Origin of the sequence: Rudanella paleaurantiibacter (assembly GCF_009184635.1) — a bacterium.
Lineage (GTDB): Bacteria > Bacteroidota > Bacteroidia > Cytophagales > Spirosomataceae > Rudanella > Rudanella paleaurantiibacter.
In genome coordinates, this window is sequence record NZ_WELI01000001.1 from 984,856 (window position 1) to 1,004,511 (window position 19,656).

Sequence of the window (19,656 nt, forward strand, 5' to 3'; positions counted from 1 at the left end):
TAGTCATGTCGACGGTTAATTTTAACACACACCTGCCCGGTTATGAGGTGCTGGCCGAACTGGGCCGGGGCAACACCCGCGTGCTCAAAGCGCGGCACACGGCTACGGGCGAGGTGGTGGCTATTAAACAATACGCTTTCCCGGCCGACCCCGATACGCTCCGGCGGTTTGAGCGGGAGTCGGTCATTATGACCCAACTGAATCACCCCAATGTAGTGCGGGTGCGTGAGGTGCAACTCACCGCAGCCATGCCGTACGTGGTGATGGATTATGTAGAAGGGGGCGACGTGCGCGGGCTGTTACGCCAGCAGGGGCCGTTGCCTATTCCAATGGTGATCCGGTTAGGCTTGCAATTGACCGAGGCTTTTCGGGCGGTACACCCGCTCCGGGTGGTTCACCGCGACCTAAAACCCGAAAATATTCTGTACCGAAAGCTGGTGAGTGGAGAGCTGCATGTGCTGCTTACTGATTTTGGAATTGCCAAATTCTGGTCGGACGACAACGCCCGCACCCGCACCGGGCAGTCGATGATGACCTGTGAGTATGCGGCCCCCGAACAGTTCGATAATCCGCGTCAGATTGACGAGGCTGCCGATTACTACGCCCTGGGTGTGGTGCTGTACGAGTGCCTCACCGGGCAGGTGCCCTTTCGGCTGGAGCATGAAACGGGGTTGGCGTATTTCATGCAGCAAGTGCTTACGGCGCCCATACCCGCACCGGTACGGCCATCGGGCGAGCCCATTCCGCTCCGCCTGCAAAACCTGCTCATGCGCTTGTTGGAACGGAATCCGCAGGAGCGCCTTCGGAACCCCGACGAACTGGAACTGGCCCTCGAACAAAGTCGGGTAGAGCATTTGCAGGCCAATTGGTCGGCGAAAGAACCCGCCGGATACGGTCCCAAAACAAGGATTGGCCCAACGGTCCAGCGGTTACCCGATGCGGTGGTGCCTGTCGATGAGCCACGTACCAGCCCGTGGGCGTGGTGGGGCATTGGGGGTGGGGTTGCCGCTGCGGCTCTGGCCCTGTTTCTGTACACCCGCCCCGCCGACGGTAATGCCCAAAACCAGACGCTTCCGACTGATTCGACCGCCGTTGTAGCTGTCGACAGTACGCTGGGGGAGCCTGAATCAAACGCTATTTCGCCCGATACCGCTACGGAGGGGGAGGGTGATACCGAACGTGAGAACGAGGCCGGCCCCCTTGCGACCGAAACGACCTCGGAGGAAATTCCTCAGGAGCAGACAGCGGTACCCGATTCGGTTGGGGAAGCCGCCCCCGACACGACACAAAATTAGACGTCAGCTTATTCCTGCATGATGAATGAACGATTGTTTCCGGCCGGGCGCGGTTATCTGCTCGGAGCTACGGTGCTGCTGTTGCTGTTGTTTACCCGCCTGTATATCAACCGGGTGCCGGTGCTTCGCGAGGCCGAACAGGCCTACCTGACCGGCAACCGGCTCAACCTCGAACCGGGTCTGGGGGGCGAGGCTATCCGGCGGCTGTTTCGGCAAGGAAATTACCTGTCGGATAGCCGCGATGTTGGTCTGATTGCCGATTCACTGCCCGCCAAACTGCGGCAGGAGGGAACCCCCGACAATTTGGGCACCATCAACAAACGGGCCTTTGCCATTAGGACGCCCCTGCCGTGGAAAAGCCCTATTGGGGGCGATAACTTTGCCAGCCGACTGCGGGTGTCCCGGCAACTGATTGGCTTCGATTCGGTCAGTTACGTGCGGGAATTGAAAAATCCGCGCCCTTACCCGTCGGTGGTAGGAGCGGGTGGCCTACAAGTGTCGGGGCAGGTGCTCGACAACGCCGAACAGCCCCGCCCACTGGCCGACGTACTTGTGCAACTTAAGCGTTACGACGCCCGGCGTAGCGACGCCCGGCGTAGCGACTCGCTTCTGTACGCCCGCACCGATGCCGACGGCCGGTTTGTGTTTGGGGGCCTGCAACCTGAGGGGTCGTACAGCGTATTACCACTTCGGCCGGGGTTTGAATTTGGCGGTCGGCGGGGCACAAGTAACCTGACCCGTTCACTCGATTTTCAGTTTTCGGCCCGCCCGCACACCCTGCGGCTCATTGGCCCGGTGGCTTACGGGCAGCTCAAAAGCGACGGAGCTTTCACGGTGCGTACGCCCACGCAGTTTGCGGGGCTGTTCTGGCTACAGGTGGGTTTGTTTTTACTGGCCTTCTGGGCGGTGTATGGCTTCTGGTCGATTCGACGGTTTCGGCCCGACCCGCTGTTACTGCCGGTGCTTATGTTGCTCACCGGATTGTCGTTGCTTACGTTGATGGCGATTCAAGACCCGTTGCAGGACACGTTTTACGGTGGCCAAACCATGCTGGGTGTGGGGCTGGGTTTGCTGGGGCTGGCGTTGGTGTCGCAACTGAACGTAGGTCGCTTTTACACCCGCTGGTGGTTCGATCCGCTGGTGAACCTGCGCCGTCGGTCAACGTTTCGGCTCACGGGTTGGACCTGGCTCGTGCTGGCCTTTGCGCTGGCGGGCCTCACGCTCGCTTTCGGCACCGGCCCCGAAGGGAGTGGGGTGCGGGTCAACCTGAACGTAGGTGGCTTGCTTTTTCAACCGAGCGAACTCACTAAATACCTCATTCTGCTGTTTCTGGCGGGCTTTTTTGCCGCCCACGAAGAGCAGCTTCGCACCCTGCCCGACCTGCGCTGGCGCTGGCGTGTGAGTGCCGGGGTGTTTATGGGGGTGAGTGGGCTCATGGGGCTGTACCTGTTGCTTGGCGACATGGGCCCGGCTTTGGTGGTAGGCTTCACGTTTCTCTTGTTTTACACCATTGCCCGCCAAACGCTGGGTATCACGCTGCTCACGGGTGTAGCGTATGGCGTAGCACTTTGGTTACTGCCGGTGGGGCTGGCTACCGGGGTTGCGGTGATTGTGGCCCTCGGCCTGCTGGTGCTGACGGGCCATGCCCGGTCGGCCACGCCCGCGGGTTGGCTGGCCCTGGCCGCCGAAGGGCCGGTGTTGCTCGTGCTGGTAATGGCTGCTTTTGCCTTCGGCGATCAGATTCCGGTGGTGGGCGACCGCCTGGCCGACCGCAAAGCCATGTGGCTTAGCCCGTGGAATAACGACGTGTATGGGGGCGACCACCTTGCGCATAGCCTCTGGACGCTGGCCACCAGCGGCTGGACCGGGCAGGGCCTTGGCAAAGGGTTTGCAACGGCCATGCCTGCCGCACATACCGATATGGTGCTGCCGAGCCTGGCCGAAGAACTGGGCTGGACCGGGCTGGTGACCATTTGTTTGCTCTTGTTTATTCTCCTGCACCGAACCCTGCTCCACGCCCGGCGGGCGGGTCAGCCGTTTAGTTTTTACCTCTGCGCGGGTATTGCGCTGGCTACGGGCGTTCAGTTTTTTTTGATTGCGGGCGGCTCATTGGGGCTGTTTCCGCTCACGGGCATTTCGGTGCCTTTTCTGAGCTACGGTAAAGTGTCGCTCATTATCAACCTGACGGCTATGGGCGTGGTGTTTGCTCTCTCGACCCGGCCCGGCGATGTGCAACAGCATGTGTATCTGGAAAAACAGTACGACCCTGTGCTCGCTACCGGGATTGCCGGTTTTCTGATCGGGATGCTGGTGCTGATTGGGCGGGCGGGCGAGGTGGCCCTGCTCAACTGGTCCGACTATATTGTGCGGCCGAGCCGGGTGCTGAGTCGCGATGGCTTGCCCGTTTACAGCTATAATCCGCGTATCAACCGCCTGACCGATGTATTGGCGGCCGGTACCCTCTACGACCGGAACGGGCAGGTGCTGGCTACAAGTTCGCCCGATACCGTCCGCCGGAATCTGCCCCGGCTTCGGCAGGCGGGCCTCGACCCAGCCGACCTGACTGCCCTCAGCCGACGGCGGCTGAAGCGGTTTTACCCCTTTGGTGAGCAGCTGTTTTACTGGGTTGGCGATGCCAATACCCGGTTGTTCTGGGCGCAACAAAACGGCTACTTTGCCGAAGCATCGCACCTGAGCGACCTGCGGGGCTTTGATAATCATCCCCGTCAAAATACACTTCTCACCACCCGCTACCGGCCCGACCGCTTTACGGCCCCCGTTGACCGGGCGTTGACCCTCCCCCTGTACGATTACCGTGAACTGGCCCCGGCCATCCGGTCGGGAATCGACGGGCAGGTGGTGGAGGAATACCGGGCCCGCAACCGTAATCTGTGCCTGAGTGTCGATGCGGCCTTGCAGGTTGAATTACAGAAAGCACTGGCCCAGTCGGAGTTCAACGACAAACGGATGTCGGTGGCGGTGCTCGATGCCGCTTCGGGTGAGGTGCTGGCGTCGGCCGTGTACCCGTTGCCCAACCTGAAACGTCCCGACGAGCTGGCCCTGCCCGACCGTGACCGGCTGGCTCTGCCGTATCTGGTCACCGAGCGCGACCTGGCCCTGACCTACCCAACAGCCCCCGGCTCCACGGCCAAGATTATGACCGCTACGGCCGGGCTGAACAAACTGGGTATTGAGGGGGCCGACGTACGGTTTCCGGTAAGCTGTGGCGAAATTATTCGTCGGGGTAAGGTCGAGAGTGAGCCTTGCGGGGGGGCGGTGGATATGCGGCAGGCCATTGTTCGGTCGAGCAACGTGTATTTTATCCGTCTGGCCAATGAATACGCCCTGGACAATGAAATGGCGAACCTTTACCTGGCTACGGGCATGAACATCGACTACGTGGGTGGCTACTCGTTTACCGACCCGCACACCGCTACCGACCGGGCCGAGATTATGAAACACTGGCACGATTCGTCGTTTGTGGTTCGTCGGAAACTGTACAACGATTTGCGCTACCCCCGGCGTTACCGGAGCGAATTTTCGGGGCTGGCCTGGGGGCAGGGGCAACTCACGGCTACGCCTATTGCGCTGGCCCGGATGGCCGGGGCCGTGGCCCACGGGGGCATTATGCAGCCCTCGCGTTACGTAGTTCGGCGGGCGGGCAAGCGGGTGGCTTTGGACAAAGGCGTGCCGCTGATGCGCGACCGGGCCTACGCCGACCGGCTCCGGGAGTTTATGATTGAGCAATCGAATCCGGGTGGACGGGTCAAGATCGAAGTCGCTAAAGTGGCGGGTAAAACCGGTACACCTGAGCGCATTGTCATGGGCGAAAAGCAAAACGATGGCTGGTACGTCTTCTTCGCGCCTACGCCCGACGGCCGCTCCCAAACGGTCACCTGTATCCGTATCGAACTCACGGAGTCGTCGGCCGATGCGGTGAAGCTGGCCAATATAGCCGTTGCGCCTATCCTGAAAGCGCGGGGGTATTTGGGGACGTATTAAAAGAGTGAATGAGTGAGTGCGGGGCGCGAATAGAAATGAATGAATAGTGAATAATGGGTTGTGGATTATTTTGTTGATTGTCAGTTTATTCGCTATTCATTACACATTACACATTACACATTACACATTACACATTACACATTACACATTTGATTGTGCATGGCTTTTATCGATAATCTGAAACAGTTTTTTGGGTTGGGTTCGGGGGCGGCTTCGTCTGGGCCAGATGGCGCACGGCCGGAACCGGTACCCGCCGAATCGCCTGAGCAGCGGCCGATTGTTCCGCCGGTGGCCCCCCCGCCCGATTTGGCGCGGGGCACTATGCCCGCCACTCCGCAGCAACGCGAGCAGTTGTACCGGTTTGTGGTGGATAAACTGGCGGCTTACGTGAGCGAAACCGATGGCTTGCCGGTGGGCCTGACCTTGTGGATTCGGTGCGCAAGCCCGGAAGAGGAAGACCGCATGGGAGTAGCCCTGTACGCGGGGCAGCCGGGGCATTTCAAGGCCGAATTGAGCCGACATTTAGCCAATCAGTACATCAAACTGGCTCCGGCCTGGCAGTTCGACTGGCAGTTTGTACGTGATGCCCTTCCGCCCGACTGTACGTACCAACAGGGGAATCTGGGCCTGACGGTGGTGCATCCGCAGAGTAGTCAGCCGTTGCGGGCGCGCTTGCGGACCCTAACAGGCCAAACCATACAGGAAACGTATCTGCTCGACCCGGCGGTGCAGGCTGAGTTTCGGATTGGCCGGGGCGACATGGTGCAAACGGCATCGGGGCGGGTTCGTACCAACGACATCGCCTTTGTTGACTCGGGCGAACCTCATTTTGACCCGCAGCGGGGCGAGCCCAACCTGAGTGTGAGCCGTCAACACGCTACTATCCGGTACGATGCGGCCAACCGGCAGTACCGACTCTTTGCCGATGCCGGAGGGCTGCCAGCCAACGGCAATAAAACAAAAATCCTGCGCGTAGATGATACCGTGGAGCGCGCCGACCTGCCGGGCGTGGGGTATCGCCTGGCCCATGCCGATCAGATTGAGCTCGGGGGCGAAGCAAAGCTGTTGATTGAGATGCTGTAAATTTTAAAGCAAAGTCAGTAGAGAAAGAAACTGACCCATCGTTACGATAGTAGTACTTTGGTAGGTTTCCAGAGAGAGCAAATCTTTGTCGCCGGTTACAAGAAAATCAGCCTTGCAACCTGTACAAATGCCTAATAAATAATTGTCGTTAGGATCACGGACAATCTCGGGGCTGTTTATTGGGTTTGTCTTTTTTAGGAATGAAAGTGTAATAGTTTTAAAGCGATTTACTTGATCTTGCTTGATAAGCTTCGCGAATTTCGGTCTCATGATTACCCCATCAAATTCAGAAAGAAGTTCTGTGGAATAGAACACCTGTAACCGTGGATCTTTCAAAATCCGATAGTACAGTGTTTGTCGTGATCCACGGCTAATACACGCTGATATAAACCAGTTTGCATCGATCACAAGGCGCACTTTACGCTTTTTGGTCACGGCGATAGGCGGTAATCTCTTGTTGAATCTCGTCGGTTGTCAACGGGGCATCGGGTAGTTCAGCATCAAGCTCTTCGAACAACTCGTCGATCATTCGTGCCTGAATTTTCCTGGCAATAGCTAATCGTGCTTTTGCTGGGAACGATTCAAACGTTTTTATAAATTCGGTTTGTGTCATCATACTATCAGATCTGACCAGTGGAATAAACCGGTTATTGATAATAACACCTCAAGTTACAAGAAAATTGAACAGTATTGGTGAAATGATACGAGTACCCTTACAACAGCCGGGCCAGATCAATGCGGAGGGAGAGCTGACTGTTGCCGCCTGCCGTGGGGGTGTACACAAACCGGGCGTAGGTGAGCTGAAAGGCCCGCGCCTGTACCGAAGCCCCAAATGATAGCCCCGATAAACCGGCCCCGTTGAGCAGGCGCCCTTCCTGCCGTTGCCGGTGATTGTAAGCAACCATCACATTGACGTTGCGGCTGATGAGCAACTCGGTGCCCACAATCAGGTGGTGCGCCAGTCGGTTCGCCAGACCCACCCGTCGGGGAATGGCGTTGCCGTTCAGGTCGAAGGTGACGTTGAGGGCCGGGTCGTTGTAAACAATGTCGAAGCGATGCAATTGATAAGCCGTGAGCGTGACCCGAACGGGCGCGTAACGCGGTTTGAACGTAACGCCAGCCTGTAAATCGAACGGAAGCTCGGCCTCGCGTGAGGGGCCGTAGTTGCGCAGCAAAACCCCCGCGTTTTTAGCGGTAATGCCCACCGTCAGGGCTTGTTTGGGGTGCCGCCACACGCCCCCAAAATCGGCCATCAGCCCAAACGCCGAATAGGTCTCAATGGCCGAACCCACGGCCTTCACCGTTGCCCCGAGGCTAAAGGCTCCCTCGGTGCGGGCGTGCGTCAGGCCCAGGGCGTAGTCATTGGCCGAAAACGTACCGAGGGTGTTACCCTGTGGGTCGGTGAGGTTCATTTGGCCGTAGCTGAGGTACTGCAAACCAGCGGCCCAGCGACCTTTACTCCGAACCGGGAGCCCGTACTGCAGGGTGTAGTACCGGGCTGCGGCCAGGTACGGCATAAAACTAAGACCCAGCTCGTGCGGAGCGAGCGAGTCGGCGAGGGCGGGATTGTTCTGGAAATAAACTCCATCGGGTTCGGTGGCCGACGCCACCTGCCCGCCCAAAGCGGCTACGCGGGCGTGGGTAGGCAGATTCAGAAATGGGAACACCCGCTGCCCGCCAAACGACTGAGCGTGGGCGGTTGGGCGGGCGAGCATGGTGCCGAGCCAAAGGAATACCCCAAAAAAAGTCAGTCGTGTCAAAGGCCGAATCCCATGTTTATACCGGCAATCAGACTGAGTTTCTGCCACCCAGTCCGCCCGAATTTCGGCACCAAAATACACATCAAACCCCACACAACCCGCTTTTTTGCCCGAACCAATGCGTGTAAACAGCGCCATCCAAACGGCAAAAAGCCCAATTAAGCGGGTATGTTCTGCCCGGAAAGCCGTTTCTTTGTCGACTGCACGAAAAAAGAAAATCTACGTATGCTATACCGAGCCTTCCGGTGTTTACTTCTTTCATTTGCCTTGTCGGCCACTGCCTATGCCCAACCCGCCGACCCCGTTGAGCTGGTGAATACGCTGATGGGTACCGACTCTAAACCCAGCCTCTCGAACGGTAACACCTACCCGGCTATTGCCCTGCCCTGGGGCATGAATTTCTGGATGCCGCAAACCGGCAAAATGGGTAGTGGCTGGGCCTACACCTACGCAGCCGATAAAATTCGGGGCTTCAAGCAAACCCATCAGCCATCGCCCTGGATGAATGATTACGGGCAGTTTTCGCTCATGCCTGTGACTGGCAAACTTCGGATTGATGAGGACGAACGCGCCAGTTGGTATTCGCACAAGGCCGAGGTGGCCAAGCCGTACTATTACAGCGTGTACCTCGCCGACCACGACGTGACCACCGAGATTACCCCCACCGAACGGGCTGCGAGTTTCCGGTTTACGTTTCCTAAAACCGATAGCGCGTATGTACTCATCGACGCGTTTGACAAGGGCTCGTATGTGAAAGTACTGCCCCGTGAGCGCAAGATTATTGGCTACACCACCAAGAACAGCGGGGGCGTACCGGCCAACTTCAAAAACTACTTTGTTATCTACTTTGATAAACCGTTTGTGACGGCCCAAACCTGGCACGGTAAAACAATTGCCCGCGATACGCTGGAGTTGCAGGCGGCTCATGCCGGGGCTGCTGTACAGTTCAAAACGGCCAAAGGCGAGGTGGTACATGCCCGGGTGGCGTCCTCGTTTATTAGCTTCGAGCAGGCCGAACGGAATCTGGAAGAGATCGGCAACGCAACCTTCGACGTAGTCAAACAAAAAGCTAAAGCCGCCTGGAATACCGAACTGAACCGGATTCGGGTAGAGGGGGGGACCCCCGAGCAGATTCGGACGTTTTACTCCTGTCTGTACCGCTCGCTGCTGTTTCCGCGTAAGTTTTATGAACTCGACGCCAACCGGAAGGTAGTGCATTATAGCCCCTACAACGGGCAGGTGCTGCCGGGGTATATGTTTACCGACACCGGTTTCTGGGACACCTTCCGGTCGCTGTTTCCGTTTCTGAACCTCATGTATCCTACGCTCAACGCGCAGATGCAGGAGGGGCTTGCCAACGCGTACAAAGAGGGCGGCTGGCTCCCCGAATGGGCAAGCCCCGGCCTGCGTAACGTGATGATTGGGTCGAACTCGGCCTCGGTGATTGCCGATGCGTACCTGAAAGGCGGGCGCAACTACGACATCAATGCCTTGTACGAGGCCGTGCTCAAAAACGCCGAAAACGAAGGCCCGATGGACGCCGTGGGTCGGCGGGGGGCTCCGTACTATAACCGCTTAGGCTATGTGCCGTACGACGTGAAGATCAACGAGAATGCCGCCCGTACCCTCGAATACGCCTACGATGACTTCGCCATTTACCAGTTGGCTAAAGCCCTTAAACGACCGGCCGCCGAGATTGAACGCTTTGCCAAACGCAGCCAGAATTACCGAAACCTGTTCGACAAGGAAACGGGTCTGATGCGGGGCAAAAATGCCGATGGTACTTTCCAGAAGCCTTTTAACCCGTTCAAATGGGGCGATGCTTTCACCGAGGGCAACAGCTGGCATTACACCTGGTCGGTTTTTCACGATGTACAGGGCCTGATTGACCTAATGGGCGGACGCGAGAAGTTTGTGGCCAAGCTGGATTCGGTGTTTACCCTGCCGCCGGTGTACGACGAAAGTTACTACCGGAGTGTGATTCACGAAATTCGGGAGATGCAGATTGCCAATATGGGGCAGTACGCCCACGGCAACCAGCCTATTCAGCACATGATTTACCTCTACAACTACGCCGGTACGCCCTGGAAAGCCCAATACTGGTTGCGCGAGGTAATGAACCGGCTGTACCTGCCTACGCCCGACGGTTACTGTGGCGATGAAGACAACGGTCAAACGTCGGCCTGGTACGTGTTTACGGCTATGGGCTTCTACCCGGTTTGCCCGGCTACCGATCAGTACGTGCTGGGGGCCCCGCTCTTCAAAAAAGTAACGGCTACGCTCGAAAATGGCCGTCAACTGGTCATCAACGCGCCCAATAATAGTGAGCAGAACCGCTACGTCAATACGATGCAGCTAAACCGCAAGCTGTACACCAAAAACTGGTTGAGCCATACCGAACTGCTCAAAGGGGCCGTGATTGACTTCAATATGTCGGCAACGCCCAACACGCAGCGCGGCACCACGCCCGACGCGTTTCCGTACTCTATGTCGACGGAAGGCAAGTAATCAACGCCAACTGCCCAGACACGTATTTGGCGTGTCTGGGCAATCTTTTGTATCCGGGTTTGCCCGGTCTATTTCGACTTTCGCATCTGTTCCCTTCTTTGCTGCATGATTACAAACGACGCCGTTGTTCTTGGCATTCTGCTGGTTATTCTGGCCTTTGTCTTTCAAACGTCCGATAGTTCGCGCCCATTCTGGCAACGGTTTTACGCCTACGTACCGGCCACGCTGCTGTGTTATTTTCTGCCCTCACTGCTCAATACCACGGGTTTGGTGGATGGAACCAACGCTAACCTGTACCCGGTAGTGTCGAAGTTCCTGTTGCCAGCGAGTCTGGTGCTGTTTACGCTCAGCGTCGATTTTGGCGCGTTTCGGCGTCTGGGCCGGGCCTTGGTACAGTTGTTTGCGGCCTCGGCCATCAGCGTAATGCTCGGTGGCCCCCTTACGGTCTGGTTGCTGGGTCAACTGGCCCCCGACCTGGTGGGCGGTACCGGCCCCGAAGCCGTATGGCGGGGCATGGCGACCATGGCGGGCACCTGGATTGGGGGCGGGGCCAACCAAACAGCCCTCAAAGAAGTGTTTTTACCGAGCGACCGTCTGTTTTCGGCCTTTGTCACGGTCGATATTTTTGTGGCCAATATCTGGCTGGCCCTGTTGCTGTACGGAGCTAGTCGGTCGGCTGCGCTCGACCGCTGGTTGCGGGCCGATGCGTCGGCGGTTGAAGACGTAAAACAGCGGGTGATTGAGCAGGCCGAAGCCGGCCGGCGCAATCCCTCGGTAACGGATCTGATTACGATTGTAGCAGTCGGCTTCGGGGCCACAGCCGTAGCTCATGCCGTGGCCGACTGGGTGGCTCCGCACATCGACGCCAACTATCCGGCCCTGAAACAGTTCAGCCTGAATGCGCCGTTTTTCTGGATTGTGGGCGTGGCTACGGCTCTGGGCATCGGGTTGTCGTTTACGCGGGCTCGCTCGCTCGAAGGCGCGGGGGCGTCTAAGGTGGCCACCGTTTTTCTGTACATCATGATCGCCACCATCGGGCTCAAAGCCGACGTTCTCGCCATTACCGAGCAGCCGGGCCTGATTCTGGTGGGCGTGATCTGGATGCTATTTCACGCGCTCATCATGGTGTTGGTGTGCCGGTTGTTGCGGGCACCGTACTTTTTTCTGGCGGTGGGCAGCATGTCGTGCATTGGTGGTCCGGCTACGGCCCCTATTGTGGCGGCTGCGTTTCATCCGGCGTTGGCTCCGGTGGGGGTGCTTATGGCCATTATGGGGTACGCGGTAGGTACGTACATGGGCTATATCTGCGGCATTCTGATGCAGTTGGTGTCGCCGTAGGGGATTCATAAACAACACGAACGGATGGCAAAAACATCGTTTACGGCGTTACTCGCCCGCGTGGGGCTTGATTGGTTTGTGCTGGCTCTGCTGGCTATGATTGGCGTGGCGCGGCTCTGGCCCGAACCGGGTATGCAAACAGGGCCGCTCTCGTTGTCGTCGCTCACCAACGTGGGTGTGTCGTTCATCTTCTTTTTTTACGGCCTGAAACTCAATTTCGAGCAACTGAAATCCGGTTTGCGGAATTACCGGCTGCATTTGCTTATTCACCTGACCACCTTTGGCCTATTTCCGGCCCTGGTGCTGGCGGCCCGGGCGCTGCTCATTCAGCCCGACACGGTTCTGCTCTGGATGGGTATCTTTTACGTAGCTGCCCTGCCCTCCACGGTTTCGTCGTCGGTGGTGATGGTGTCGCTGGCGGGGGGCAACCTCCCGGCGGCTATTTTCAACGCCAGTATTTCGAGTCTGATTGGGGTGTTTATCACGCCGATCTGGATGAGCGTGCTGCTCACATCGGGCAATGGGTCGTTCGATTTGCAGGGCGTTATGATTAAGCTATCGTTGCAGGTGATTGTGCCCGTACTGCTGGGGTTGGGGCTCAACCAGCGGCTGGGTTGGCTGGCGGCCCGGTACAAAACGCCCCTGCGCTACTTCGATCAGATCACGATTTTGCTTATCGTGTACACGTCGTTTTGCGAGTCGTTTACCCTCAACCTGTTTGCCGATTATTCGGTGGCCGATCTGCTGTGGCTCTCTGCCGGTATGCTGGCCCTGTTTTTTGTGGTTTATGGGCTGGTATGGCTGGCTTGCCGATTCCTCAACTTCAGCCGTGCCGACCAGATTACGGCTCTGTTTTGTGGCTCCAAGAAATCGCTGGTGCAGGGTAGTGTGATGGCGAAAGTTCTGTTTTCGGCCAGTACAGCGGGGGTAGCTCTATTGCCCATTATGGTGTACCATGCCCTCCAGCTGATTGTGGCCAGTATCCTGGCGCAGCGGATGGCGGCTCAGACCGAAGCGAGTGAATAAATAGCCTACTCATTTAGTCGGTTTGTCGAAACTAAAGGCGGTGCGGTCTGTTAGTCTGGTAAATTAGTAAGTAAACCAGCTAAGTAGCTCCGTTATGAAAGCAGCCGTTTTTCACAAACCCAACGACATTCGGTACGAAAATGCCGAAGATCCTACCCTCGTCGAATCGCGCGACGCCATTATTCGCGTCACTTCTACGGCTATTTGCGGCTCCGACCTGCATATTTTCGATGGCGTATTTCCGCAGATTCGGCCCATGACGCTCGGCCACGAGTTTATGGGTATTGTGGAAGAAGTAGGGCGGGGGGTAAGTAACCTCAAAAAAGGCGACCGCGTGGTGGTGCCTTTCCCAATTGCCTGCGGGCAGTGCCACTTTTGTACCCACGGGTTGCCGCCACACTGCGAAAACTCCAACCCCGATCATTACGGCCCACAGGGTAATCTGCTCGACGGCAAAGGCGGGGCTCTGTTTGGCTATACCGACCTCTACGGGGGCTATCAGGGCGGACAGGCCGAGTACGTACGGGTGCCATTTGCCGACTTCGGGCCGCGCAAAGTGCCCGACTCACTCACCGACGAACAGGTTCTGTTTCTGACCGATATTTTCCCTACGGGCTGGACCTCCATCGATTGGGCCAACCTTCAAGGGGGCGAAACCGTCGTGATATTTGGGTCGGGGCCGGTGGGGCTAATGGCGCAAAAAGCGGCCTGGATCAAAGGGGCCGGGCGAGTGATTGCGGTCGATCCGCTCAATTACCGGCTCGAAATGGCCAAGCGGGTTAACAAGGTCGAAACGCTGAACCCGCACGATGTGGACGTGGTGCAGGCTATTTACGACATGACGGGTGGCTACGGGGCCGATGTGTGCGTAGATGCCGTCGGGGCCGAAGCTGAGCGGTCGTTTCTGGAGAAAATACGGTCGGTAATCAAGCTCCAACCCGGTACCGATAAAGTCATTGATCTGTGCATGCAGGCTGTAAAGCGGGGCGGTATTGTGCCCGTGGTGGGTGCCTACGGTAGCCCCTACGACAATTTTCCCGTGCACCGGATGTTCGATAAGGGGCTGACGCTCCGGTTTGGGCAGGCGCCCGCCCAAACGTACATCGATGAGCTAATCGGGTATGTTGAAAGTGGCCGGGTGGTTCTCGACGACATTATCACCCACACCTTACCGCTCTCGCAGGTAAGCGAGGCCTACAAGATGTTCCGCGACAAAGAGGATAACTGTACCAAGGTAGTATTGAAGCCATAACGCTTTGTAAGTGAATGGGTAACGAGTAATGAACAATGAGTAATGAAGCTGATTATTGGTCCATTAATTGTGCATTACTCATTCTGCACTATACATTGTATATTCGACATCAACTCCTAACCGGTCGGTGGCTTTACGGGGCAGCCGATCGGTTTATTTTTGCCTGATTCCAACCTTTTCTGAAACTGCCGAATCGTTACGGTATGAAAAAGCTCGTTTTACTACTCCTGATAGGTCTCGTGGGTTGTCGGGAAGACACCGTGTGTGAGAAAGAACCCGACCAGACAACAGGCTTGATAAACCGGCTGTTTCCAGATGGGTACCTGGCCTACGATACCCGGCAGGGAGAAGATTTGGGGCGGTTTGGCATCCGGATTTCTACGGCCGACGAGTACAAACGAGTGTTTACCCATTGCTGCGCTACCCGGCTCGATAGTGTCGATTTCAGTCGGTACGATGTGCTCGGCCTATCGACCGTCAACTTAGGGACGTACACGGGCAGCTATTACGTGTACGACGTACAACGCGACGATGCAAGCAAACGCATTGTGTACACTGTGACCGAGCGGTACTGCAAGCGTGGGTCACCCGTGGATGGGCGGGGCAATTTTGTCCTGATCCCGAAAGTGCCCGACGGTTACCGCGTTGAATACCTCCGGCAACAGGTGAAACGATAGGGAATGCACATGTAAAATGTATAATGAACAATGAATAGTGAATAATGAGTGGGTTGATAACCAGCAGGGTAAATCATTGTTCGTTCACTTGTGTGTGTTATATAAACGGCTGACGCGTAGGAGTCTCCTACGCGTCAGCCGTTTATTTTTCTGCTATCTGATCCCCTAATCGAGCCCTTCTGCTTCAATCGGTTCCAGCCGTTCGCGGGCAATTTCGGCCGCGTGCTGCTGCCCCGAATAAATCGAGCCGTTTAGATCGGTTTCGTCGAGGAAAACCTCGTAACCTGCATCCTGAACCGCTCGTTCATGGGGGCGAAACCCACCTTTGGGCACCCAGTAGGCTGCCAGACCAGCGTAAGCAGCGGCCAAACCGGCTGCTGTGTAGGCCAGTAGTTCTTTGCCGGGCTTGTTCCAATGCCGGGTGGCAATACCGCCGAAACCCGCAATGAACGGCACCATAAACCAGGGGTCGTTGAGGTGCCGGGCAATGGCGTACCCGGCCCCACCCGTAGCCCCCAGAATACCGGCCGCCAGTGGTACGTCGCGTTCGTTGTCGCGTTCCCAAAGGCCCAGCGTCAGTAGCGTATCGGGCGTGCCAACTACGGTGGCGGCCGTCAGCCAGCCACTGTACAGACTCACCGGAATCCGAAGGTATTTTTCAGGAGCAGGTACCTCAGTGCGGCCAATTTCGAGGCTGTGATGCAGAGCAAGCGCCGAGGGCAGGTTAGCTTTTGTGGTTAGGTCTGAGATGACCACGCTCTCCTGGTCCGACTGGGCAAAAAACTTCCCAAAAACGGCGTTGAGGGCAAAGCTGCTCCACCACCACGGCAGGGCTTTCTGGTAACGCGGGTTGTGCGCCTGCGTGGGCAGTGCCTGATGTACCAGCAAGGCCGTCAGACCGGTGTACACCGTGCCCCATACAGCCCCAAAGGCCCAACCAGCCGGTACAATGAGGTTTTTATCGAACACCTGCTGGTATTCGGCGGGTACATCGTACTCAGGTTCCTCGTCCGGGTTGGCTTGTCGGTTGGTGCGCCGGGAGCGGCTGCTCGATGTGGTGGTGTAAATAATGCTGCCCACCGCAAACACCGCCGTCGCTACGCGCCAGAATGAGCTCGTTTTCATGCGGTTGTGGTGGCGTTCTGCACGTTATGTTTCACCTTGTCCCAGCTATCTACCAAAGCCTCTTTGGCATCGTCGAGTACCGAGTTGGCCTTGTATTTAAGCTTGGTTGCCTTGTAGCGGTAACGGGCGCGGGTAAGGGCGTCGGCGTTGTTGTACGCCGTCACCAGAGCCACGCCGGCCACTACGGCAGCCGCAATTCCCAGCCCCAGCGCCCAGGCCGACGTTGTACTGCTGCTTTCTTTCTCCCGTTCCGATTCCTCTTTGGGCGTGTTGTAGTGGCGCATCATGCCGGCCAGCGTTTCCTGCGGCATAGTGTAGGCCATCACCTCGTAGGCTTTGTTCATAGCTCCACCCGGAATCACCTTCAGCTTGCCCGACATCAGGGCATCGTAGCCATCTTTGGCTACTACCGCCGGGTCGTCGAGCTGATCCTCAACGTTGAGTTGGGGCGCACCGGCTTCCCGGAAGAAATTCGTGTCGGTTGCGTTGGGGAGCAGAGCCGTAACGGTGACGTTGGTATCCTTCAGCTCGTTATTGAGCGACTGCGTGAAGTTGTACACGTAGGCTTTCGTGGCGGCATATACGGCCATCAGCGGGAAAGGCGTAATGGCTACCAGCGAGGCTAATTGCAGAATTTTACCCTCGTTGCGAGTGACCATGTCTTTCAGAAAGAGCTTGGTCATGTGCGTTAGGGTGAGCACATTCAGGTGAATGAGGGCTTTTTCGCGCTCCCAGTCGGTGTCGGTAGCGAATTTGCCGTATGTGCTCACGGCGGCATCGTTTACGAGCACGTTGATGGTGAGGCCGCGGCCCGTCACTTCGTTATATACTTCTTCGGCTACGTTTTCGCGCGAGAGGTCTTTGGCGATTACCGTGGTTTGAACGCCGTAATCCTGTTCAAAGCCTTCGGCGAGTTGTTGGAGTTTGTCATCGTTACGGCCAATCAGCACCAGGTTGTACCCGTCTTTGGCGAACAGTTTGGCTAATTCCTGCCCGATGCCGTTGGAGGCACCCGTAATCAAAGCGGTTTTTCCGGCTTCTGTATTCATAATTGTTGAGTGATTTAGTTATGGTACTGTCTCTTTTAACTGCCTGTTTAGTCAGATGTTTCCTATCCGAGTGGTTTTATAGGCTACGTATCGGGGTTCTATACTTTGCCAATTGAGTCAAATACTGTACTTCACCGGGAATCGGTAGAATTATCTCCTTTTTTATAGCGCCATCCGAAGGAGTTATTAGATAAAAAAGGGATGCCGGAATCGATTTAGCGGTTTCTGCTGTTGTAATAGATGATAGGAAGAAGATGGTTTTTGTTTGTAACTATCTGATTACTAATTTAATCCGTATGATATGAAGACGAGTGAAATGACAAATGGCCGGGGGATATTCTCACCTTCGCAGCCAACCATCAAGATTTTTTCGGAACAGAAGACAGTCCATTTTGTAGCGTTCAATACCGATGTGTTTGGGTGTCTAAACCGTACCGAAAAGGAGCAGAAAAAACAGAAGTAGAGACGCAATAGGTTGCGTCTCAATTCATGGCCGATCTTCGGTGAGGCCATATAACAAACGCTCCGACGGCATTTTGGCCGTCGGAGCGTTTTGCTTGGTACGTGTTTTCGTAACTGTGAGTAGAGACGCAATAGGTTGCGTCTACTGCTTGTTTGCGTCTACTGCAAGTTGGCGTCTTCGTTGCTGTTGAAGGTATCGCCCTGATTGATATCGCCAGTTTGGTAGCCTTTTTTGAACCAGTACACCCGTTGGGCCGAGGTGCCGTGCGTGAAGGCATCGGGAACGACGTAGCCCTGTGTCTCGCGCTGAATCCGGTCGTCGCCAATGGCGTTGGCGGCTTGTAGGGCTTCTTCAATGTCGCCCGGTTCAATCATGCCGTTGTTGCGGGCCCATACACCCGCCAGAAAGTCGGCCTGTAACTCCAGCCGAACCGATAGCTGATTGGCCTGCCGCTTACCAACCCGCTGCTGAGCCGCCGACACTTTGTCCATAATACCGAGTTCGTCCTGTAAGTAATGGCCTACCTCGTGGGCAATCACGTAGGCCATAGCAAAGTCGCCTGGGGCATTGAATCGTTCGCGGAGCTCGTCGTAAAACGACAGGTCGATGTACAGTTTCTTATCACCGGGGCAGTAAAACGGCCCCGAAGCCGACGTAGCTGTGCCGCAGCCCGATTGTGTACGGTTACGAAACAGCACGAGGGTGGGGGGGCGGTACTGTTGCCCTTCCTGCGCCAGGAGTTTGGTCCAGACGTCTTCGGTTGAACCCAATACAACCCGCGTAAACTTGGCCGCCTGATCGTCGGGTTGCGGACCGGCCGGGGCCTGCGCGCCGGGCATGGTCGGACTCTGATAACTATCGTCGGATTGACCAATAATCTGCGATGGGTCGCCCCCGAGCAGGTACACGATTAAGGCAATCACCAGACTGCCAATACCTCCGCCGATTACCAGGCCTCCGCTGCCGCCCGATCCACGGCGGTCTTCTACATTGTCGCTTTCACGACCTCCCAGCCAACGCATAGAAAAGAGAGTTTAGAAAAATACCCATTTTAACAGGGCAATACTACCCAGATTGATACAACAATAAAAATGCCGCCCCGGTTAGAGCGGCTTTACATAACGGTCGGAGATGAACCGGGGCGCACGCTTCCCGTGCGGGTCATCGTGCGTGTGCCCCGGTTTGTTTCTTTAGCCGCGGGTACGGTAGAGCGTGCCGTTTTCAACCACGTACAGGTAGCCGTCGAGCGCCACAATCATTGACACTTCTTTCAGCAAGCCACGCTCACCTACCTGCTCGTAGTTACCGTTAGTATCGGTCTTGAACAGGGTGCCGTCGGCTTCTACGCTCCACAGAATGCCGTTGTCGCCTACCATAGCCACGGTGTTTTCCCAGTCGCCTTTTTTGCCAACCTGCTCCCAGCGCAAGGTACGCATGCTGGTGCGGTAGAGGGTACCGTTTTCAACCGTCCAGAGGTAGCCCCCCATGGCTTCGAGCATCGTGGCGTCGCCAAACTCACCGCGCGCACCAATCTGCTGCCAGGCACCACTTTTCGAGGTTTCGTACAGGGTACCGTTGGTTTCGATGCTGTACAGTTTACCGCCCATAGACACCATGGCTTCGGTGTTTTTCCACTCGCCGGTGGGGCCTACCTGCTTCCACGATACAGTGTTGGGGTTGGTACGGTACAGTGAGCCATCTTCAACCGTCCAGATTTCGCCGTCCATTGCCACCAGGATATCAACATTGTTGAACTCGCCTTTAGCACCCAATTGACGGTAATTACCTTGCTTGTCGGTTTGGAACAGAGTTCCGTCTTTCTCGATGCTATACAGCGAGCCGTTCATGGCCACTACATCGATGGTATTTTCCCAGTCGCCGGCATTACCGACTTGCTGCCAACGCTGGGCACTCACAAATTGAAAAGCGGATAGAATGAGGAGGAGGAGGGTAGTTATGGTACTCTTTTTCATAGTGAACGGTTTCTTACCCGATAAACTGGCCTCCCTATGAGATCAGTCTGGGCAATTTGCCATCCAAATTATAGGCTCATTGACTCTGAATCAACCTCTAAGTTA

At 56.5% G+C, this 19,656-nt stretch carries 15 protein-coding genes; 8 read left to right on the forward strand and 7 right to left on the reverse strand.

All coding sequences use genetic code 11. From position 1 onward, the window contains the following. Nucleotides 1-5: 5 nt before the first annotated feature. The 3 genes from F5984_RS03805 (at nt 6) to F5984_RS03815 (ending at nt 6,380) form a co-directional block, all read left to right on the forward strand. Nucleotides 6-1,295: a serine/threonine-protein kinase gene (locus F5984_RS03805; protein ID WP_152122903.1), complete on the forward strand. Its 1,290-nt coding sequence runs from the start codon at nt 6-8 to the stop codon at nt 1,293-1,295. Between the two features lie 18 nt (nt 1,296-1,313). Further along, entirely contained in the window at nt 1,314-5,297 is a 3,984-nt protein-coding gene (locus tag F5984_RS03810) for an FtsW/RodA/SpoVE family cell cycle protein (protein ID WP_317163078.1), read from the forward strand. Between the two features lie 159 nt (nt 5,298-5,456). Then, a complete protein-coding gene (locus F5984_RS03815; protein ID WP_152122905.1) occupies nt 5,457-6,380 on the forward strand; it encodes an FHA domain-containing protein in 924 nt (307 codons plus the stop codon). A 3-nt stretch (nt 6,381-6,383) separates the two neighbouring features. Here the strand turns inward: F5984_RS03815 and F5984_RS03820 are convergent, their stop codons facing one another. The 3 genes from F5984_RS03820 to porQ all read right to left on the reverse strand — a co-directional run bounded on the left by F5984_RS03820 (nt 6,384) and on the right by porQ (nt 8,140). Further along, complete coding sequence (locus F5984_RS03820) at nt 6,384-6,815, reverse strand: putative toxin-antitoxin system toxin component, PIN family (RefSeq protein WP_185155411.1); 432 nt, start codon at nt 6,813-6,815, stop codon at nt 6,384-6,386. Then, nucleotides 6,799-6,996: a hypothetical protein gene (locus F5984_RS03825; RefSeq protein ID WP_152122909.1), complete on the reverse strand. Its 198-nt coding sequence runs from the start codon at nt 6,994-6,996 to the stop codon at nt 6,799-6,801. The genes F5984_RS03820 and F5984_RS03825 overlap by 17 nt, the downstream gene beginning before the upstream one ends. A 97-nt stretch (nt 6,997-7,093) precedes the next feature. Then, entirely contained in the window at nt 7,094-8,140 is a 1,047-nt protein-coding gene (porQ, locus tag F5984_RS03830; protein ID WP_246168806.1) for a type IX secretion system protein PorQ, read from the reverse strand. Between the two features lie 225 nt (nt 8,141-8,365). Here porQ and F5984_RS03835 point away from each other — a divergent pair, with 225 nt between their 5' ends. The 5 genes from F5984_RS03835 to F5984_RS03855 all read left to right on the forward strand — a co-directional run bounded on the left by F5984_RS03835 (nt 8,366) and on the right by F5984_RS03855 (nt 14,941). Next, the gene (locus F5984_RS03835) at nt 8,366-10,648 is read left to right on the forward strand and encodes a GH92 family glycosyl hydrolase (RefSeq protein WP_152122913.1); all 2,283 of its coding nucleotides are present in this window, start codon (nt 8,366-8,368) and stop codon (nt 10,646-10,648) included. 105 nt (nt 10,649-10,753) lie between these two features. Continuing rightward, nucleotides 10,754-11,986 (forward strand): DUF819 family protein, encoded by a 1,233-nt coding sequence (locus F5984_RS03840; protein ID WP_185155412.1) that lies wholly within the window; start codon nt 10,754-10,756, stop codon nt 11,984-11,986. A gap of 24 nt (nt 11,987-12,010) precedes the next feature. Then, a complete protein-coding gene (locus F5984_RS03845) occupies nt 12,011-13,012 on the forward strand; it encodes a bile acid:sodium symporter family protein (protein ID WP_152122917.1) in 1,002 nt (333 codons plus the stop codon). 94 nt (nt 13,013-13,106) lie between these two features. Continuing rightward, on the forward strand, nt 13,107-14,264 hold the full coding sequence (locus tag F5984_RS03850) for a zinc-dependent alcohol dehydrogenase (RefSeq protein ID WP_152122919.1): 1,158 nt from the start codon (nt 13,107-13,109) through the stop codon (nt 14,262-14,264). 203 nt (nt 14,265-14,467) lie between these two features. Further along, nucleotides 14,468-14,941 carry a hypothetical protein gene (locus F5984_RS03855; RefSeq protein WP_152122921.1) on the forward strand — a complete coding sequence of 158 codons (474 nt, stop codon included), beginning with the start codon at nt 14,468-14,470 and terminating at the stop codon, nt 14,939-14,941. A gap of 165 nt (nt 14,942-15,106) precedes the next feature. Here the strand turns inward: F5984_RS03855 and F5984_RS03860 are convergent, their stop codons facing one another. The 4 genes from F5984_RS03860 to F5984_RS03875 form a co-directional block, all read right to left on the reverse strand. Next, nucleotides 15,107-16,066, reverse strand: a complete 960-nt coding sequence (locus F5984_RS03860; protein WP_152122923.1) for a tryptophan-rich sensory protein — start codon at nt 16,064-16,066, stop codon at nt 15,107-15,109. Further along, nucleotides 16,063-17,115 (reverse strand): SDR family NAD(P)-dependent oxidoreductase, encoded by a 1,053-nt coding sequence (locus F5984_RS03865; protein ID WP_152122924.1) that lies wholly within the window; start codon nt 17,113-17,115, stop codon nt 16,063-16,065. The genes F5984_RS03860 and F5984_RS03865 overlap by 4 nt, the downstream gene beginning before the upstream one ends. Nucleotides 17,116-17,736: 621 nt before the next feature. Then, the gene (ypfJ, locus tag F5984_RS03870) at nt 17,737-18,600 is read right to left on the reverse strand and encodes a KPN_02809 family neutral zinc metallopeptidase (RefSeq protein ID WP_152122925.1); all 864 of its coding nucleotides are present in this window, start codon (nt 18,598-18,600) and stop codon (nt 17,737-17,739) included. A gap of 168 nt (nt 18,601-18,768) precedes the next feature. Further along, a complete protein-coding gene (locus tag F5984_RS03875; RefSeq protein WP_152122926.1) occupies nt 18,769-19,551 on the reverse strand; it encodes a hypothetical protein in 783 nt (260 codons plus the stop codon). Nucleotides 19,552-19,656: the final 105 nt, after the last annotated feature.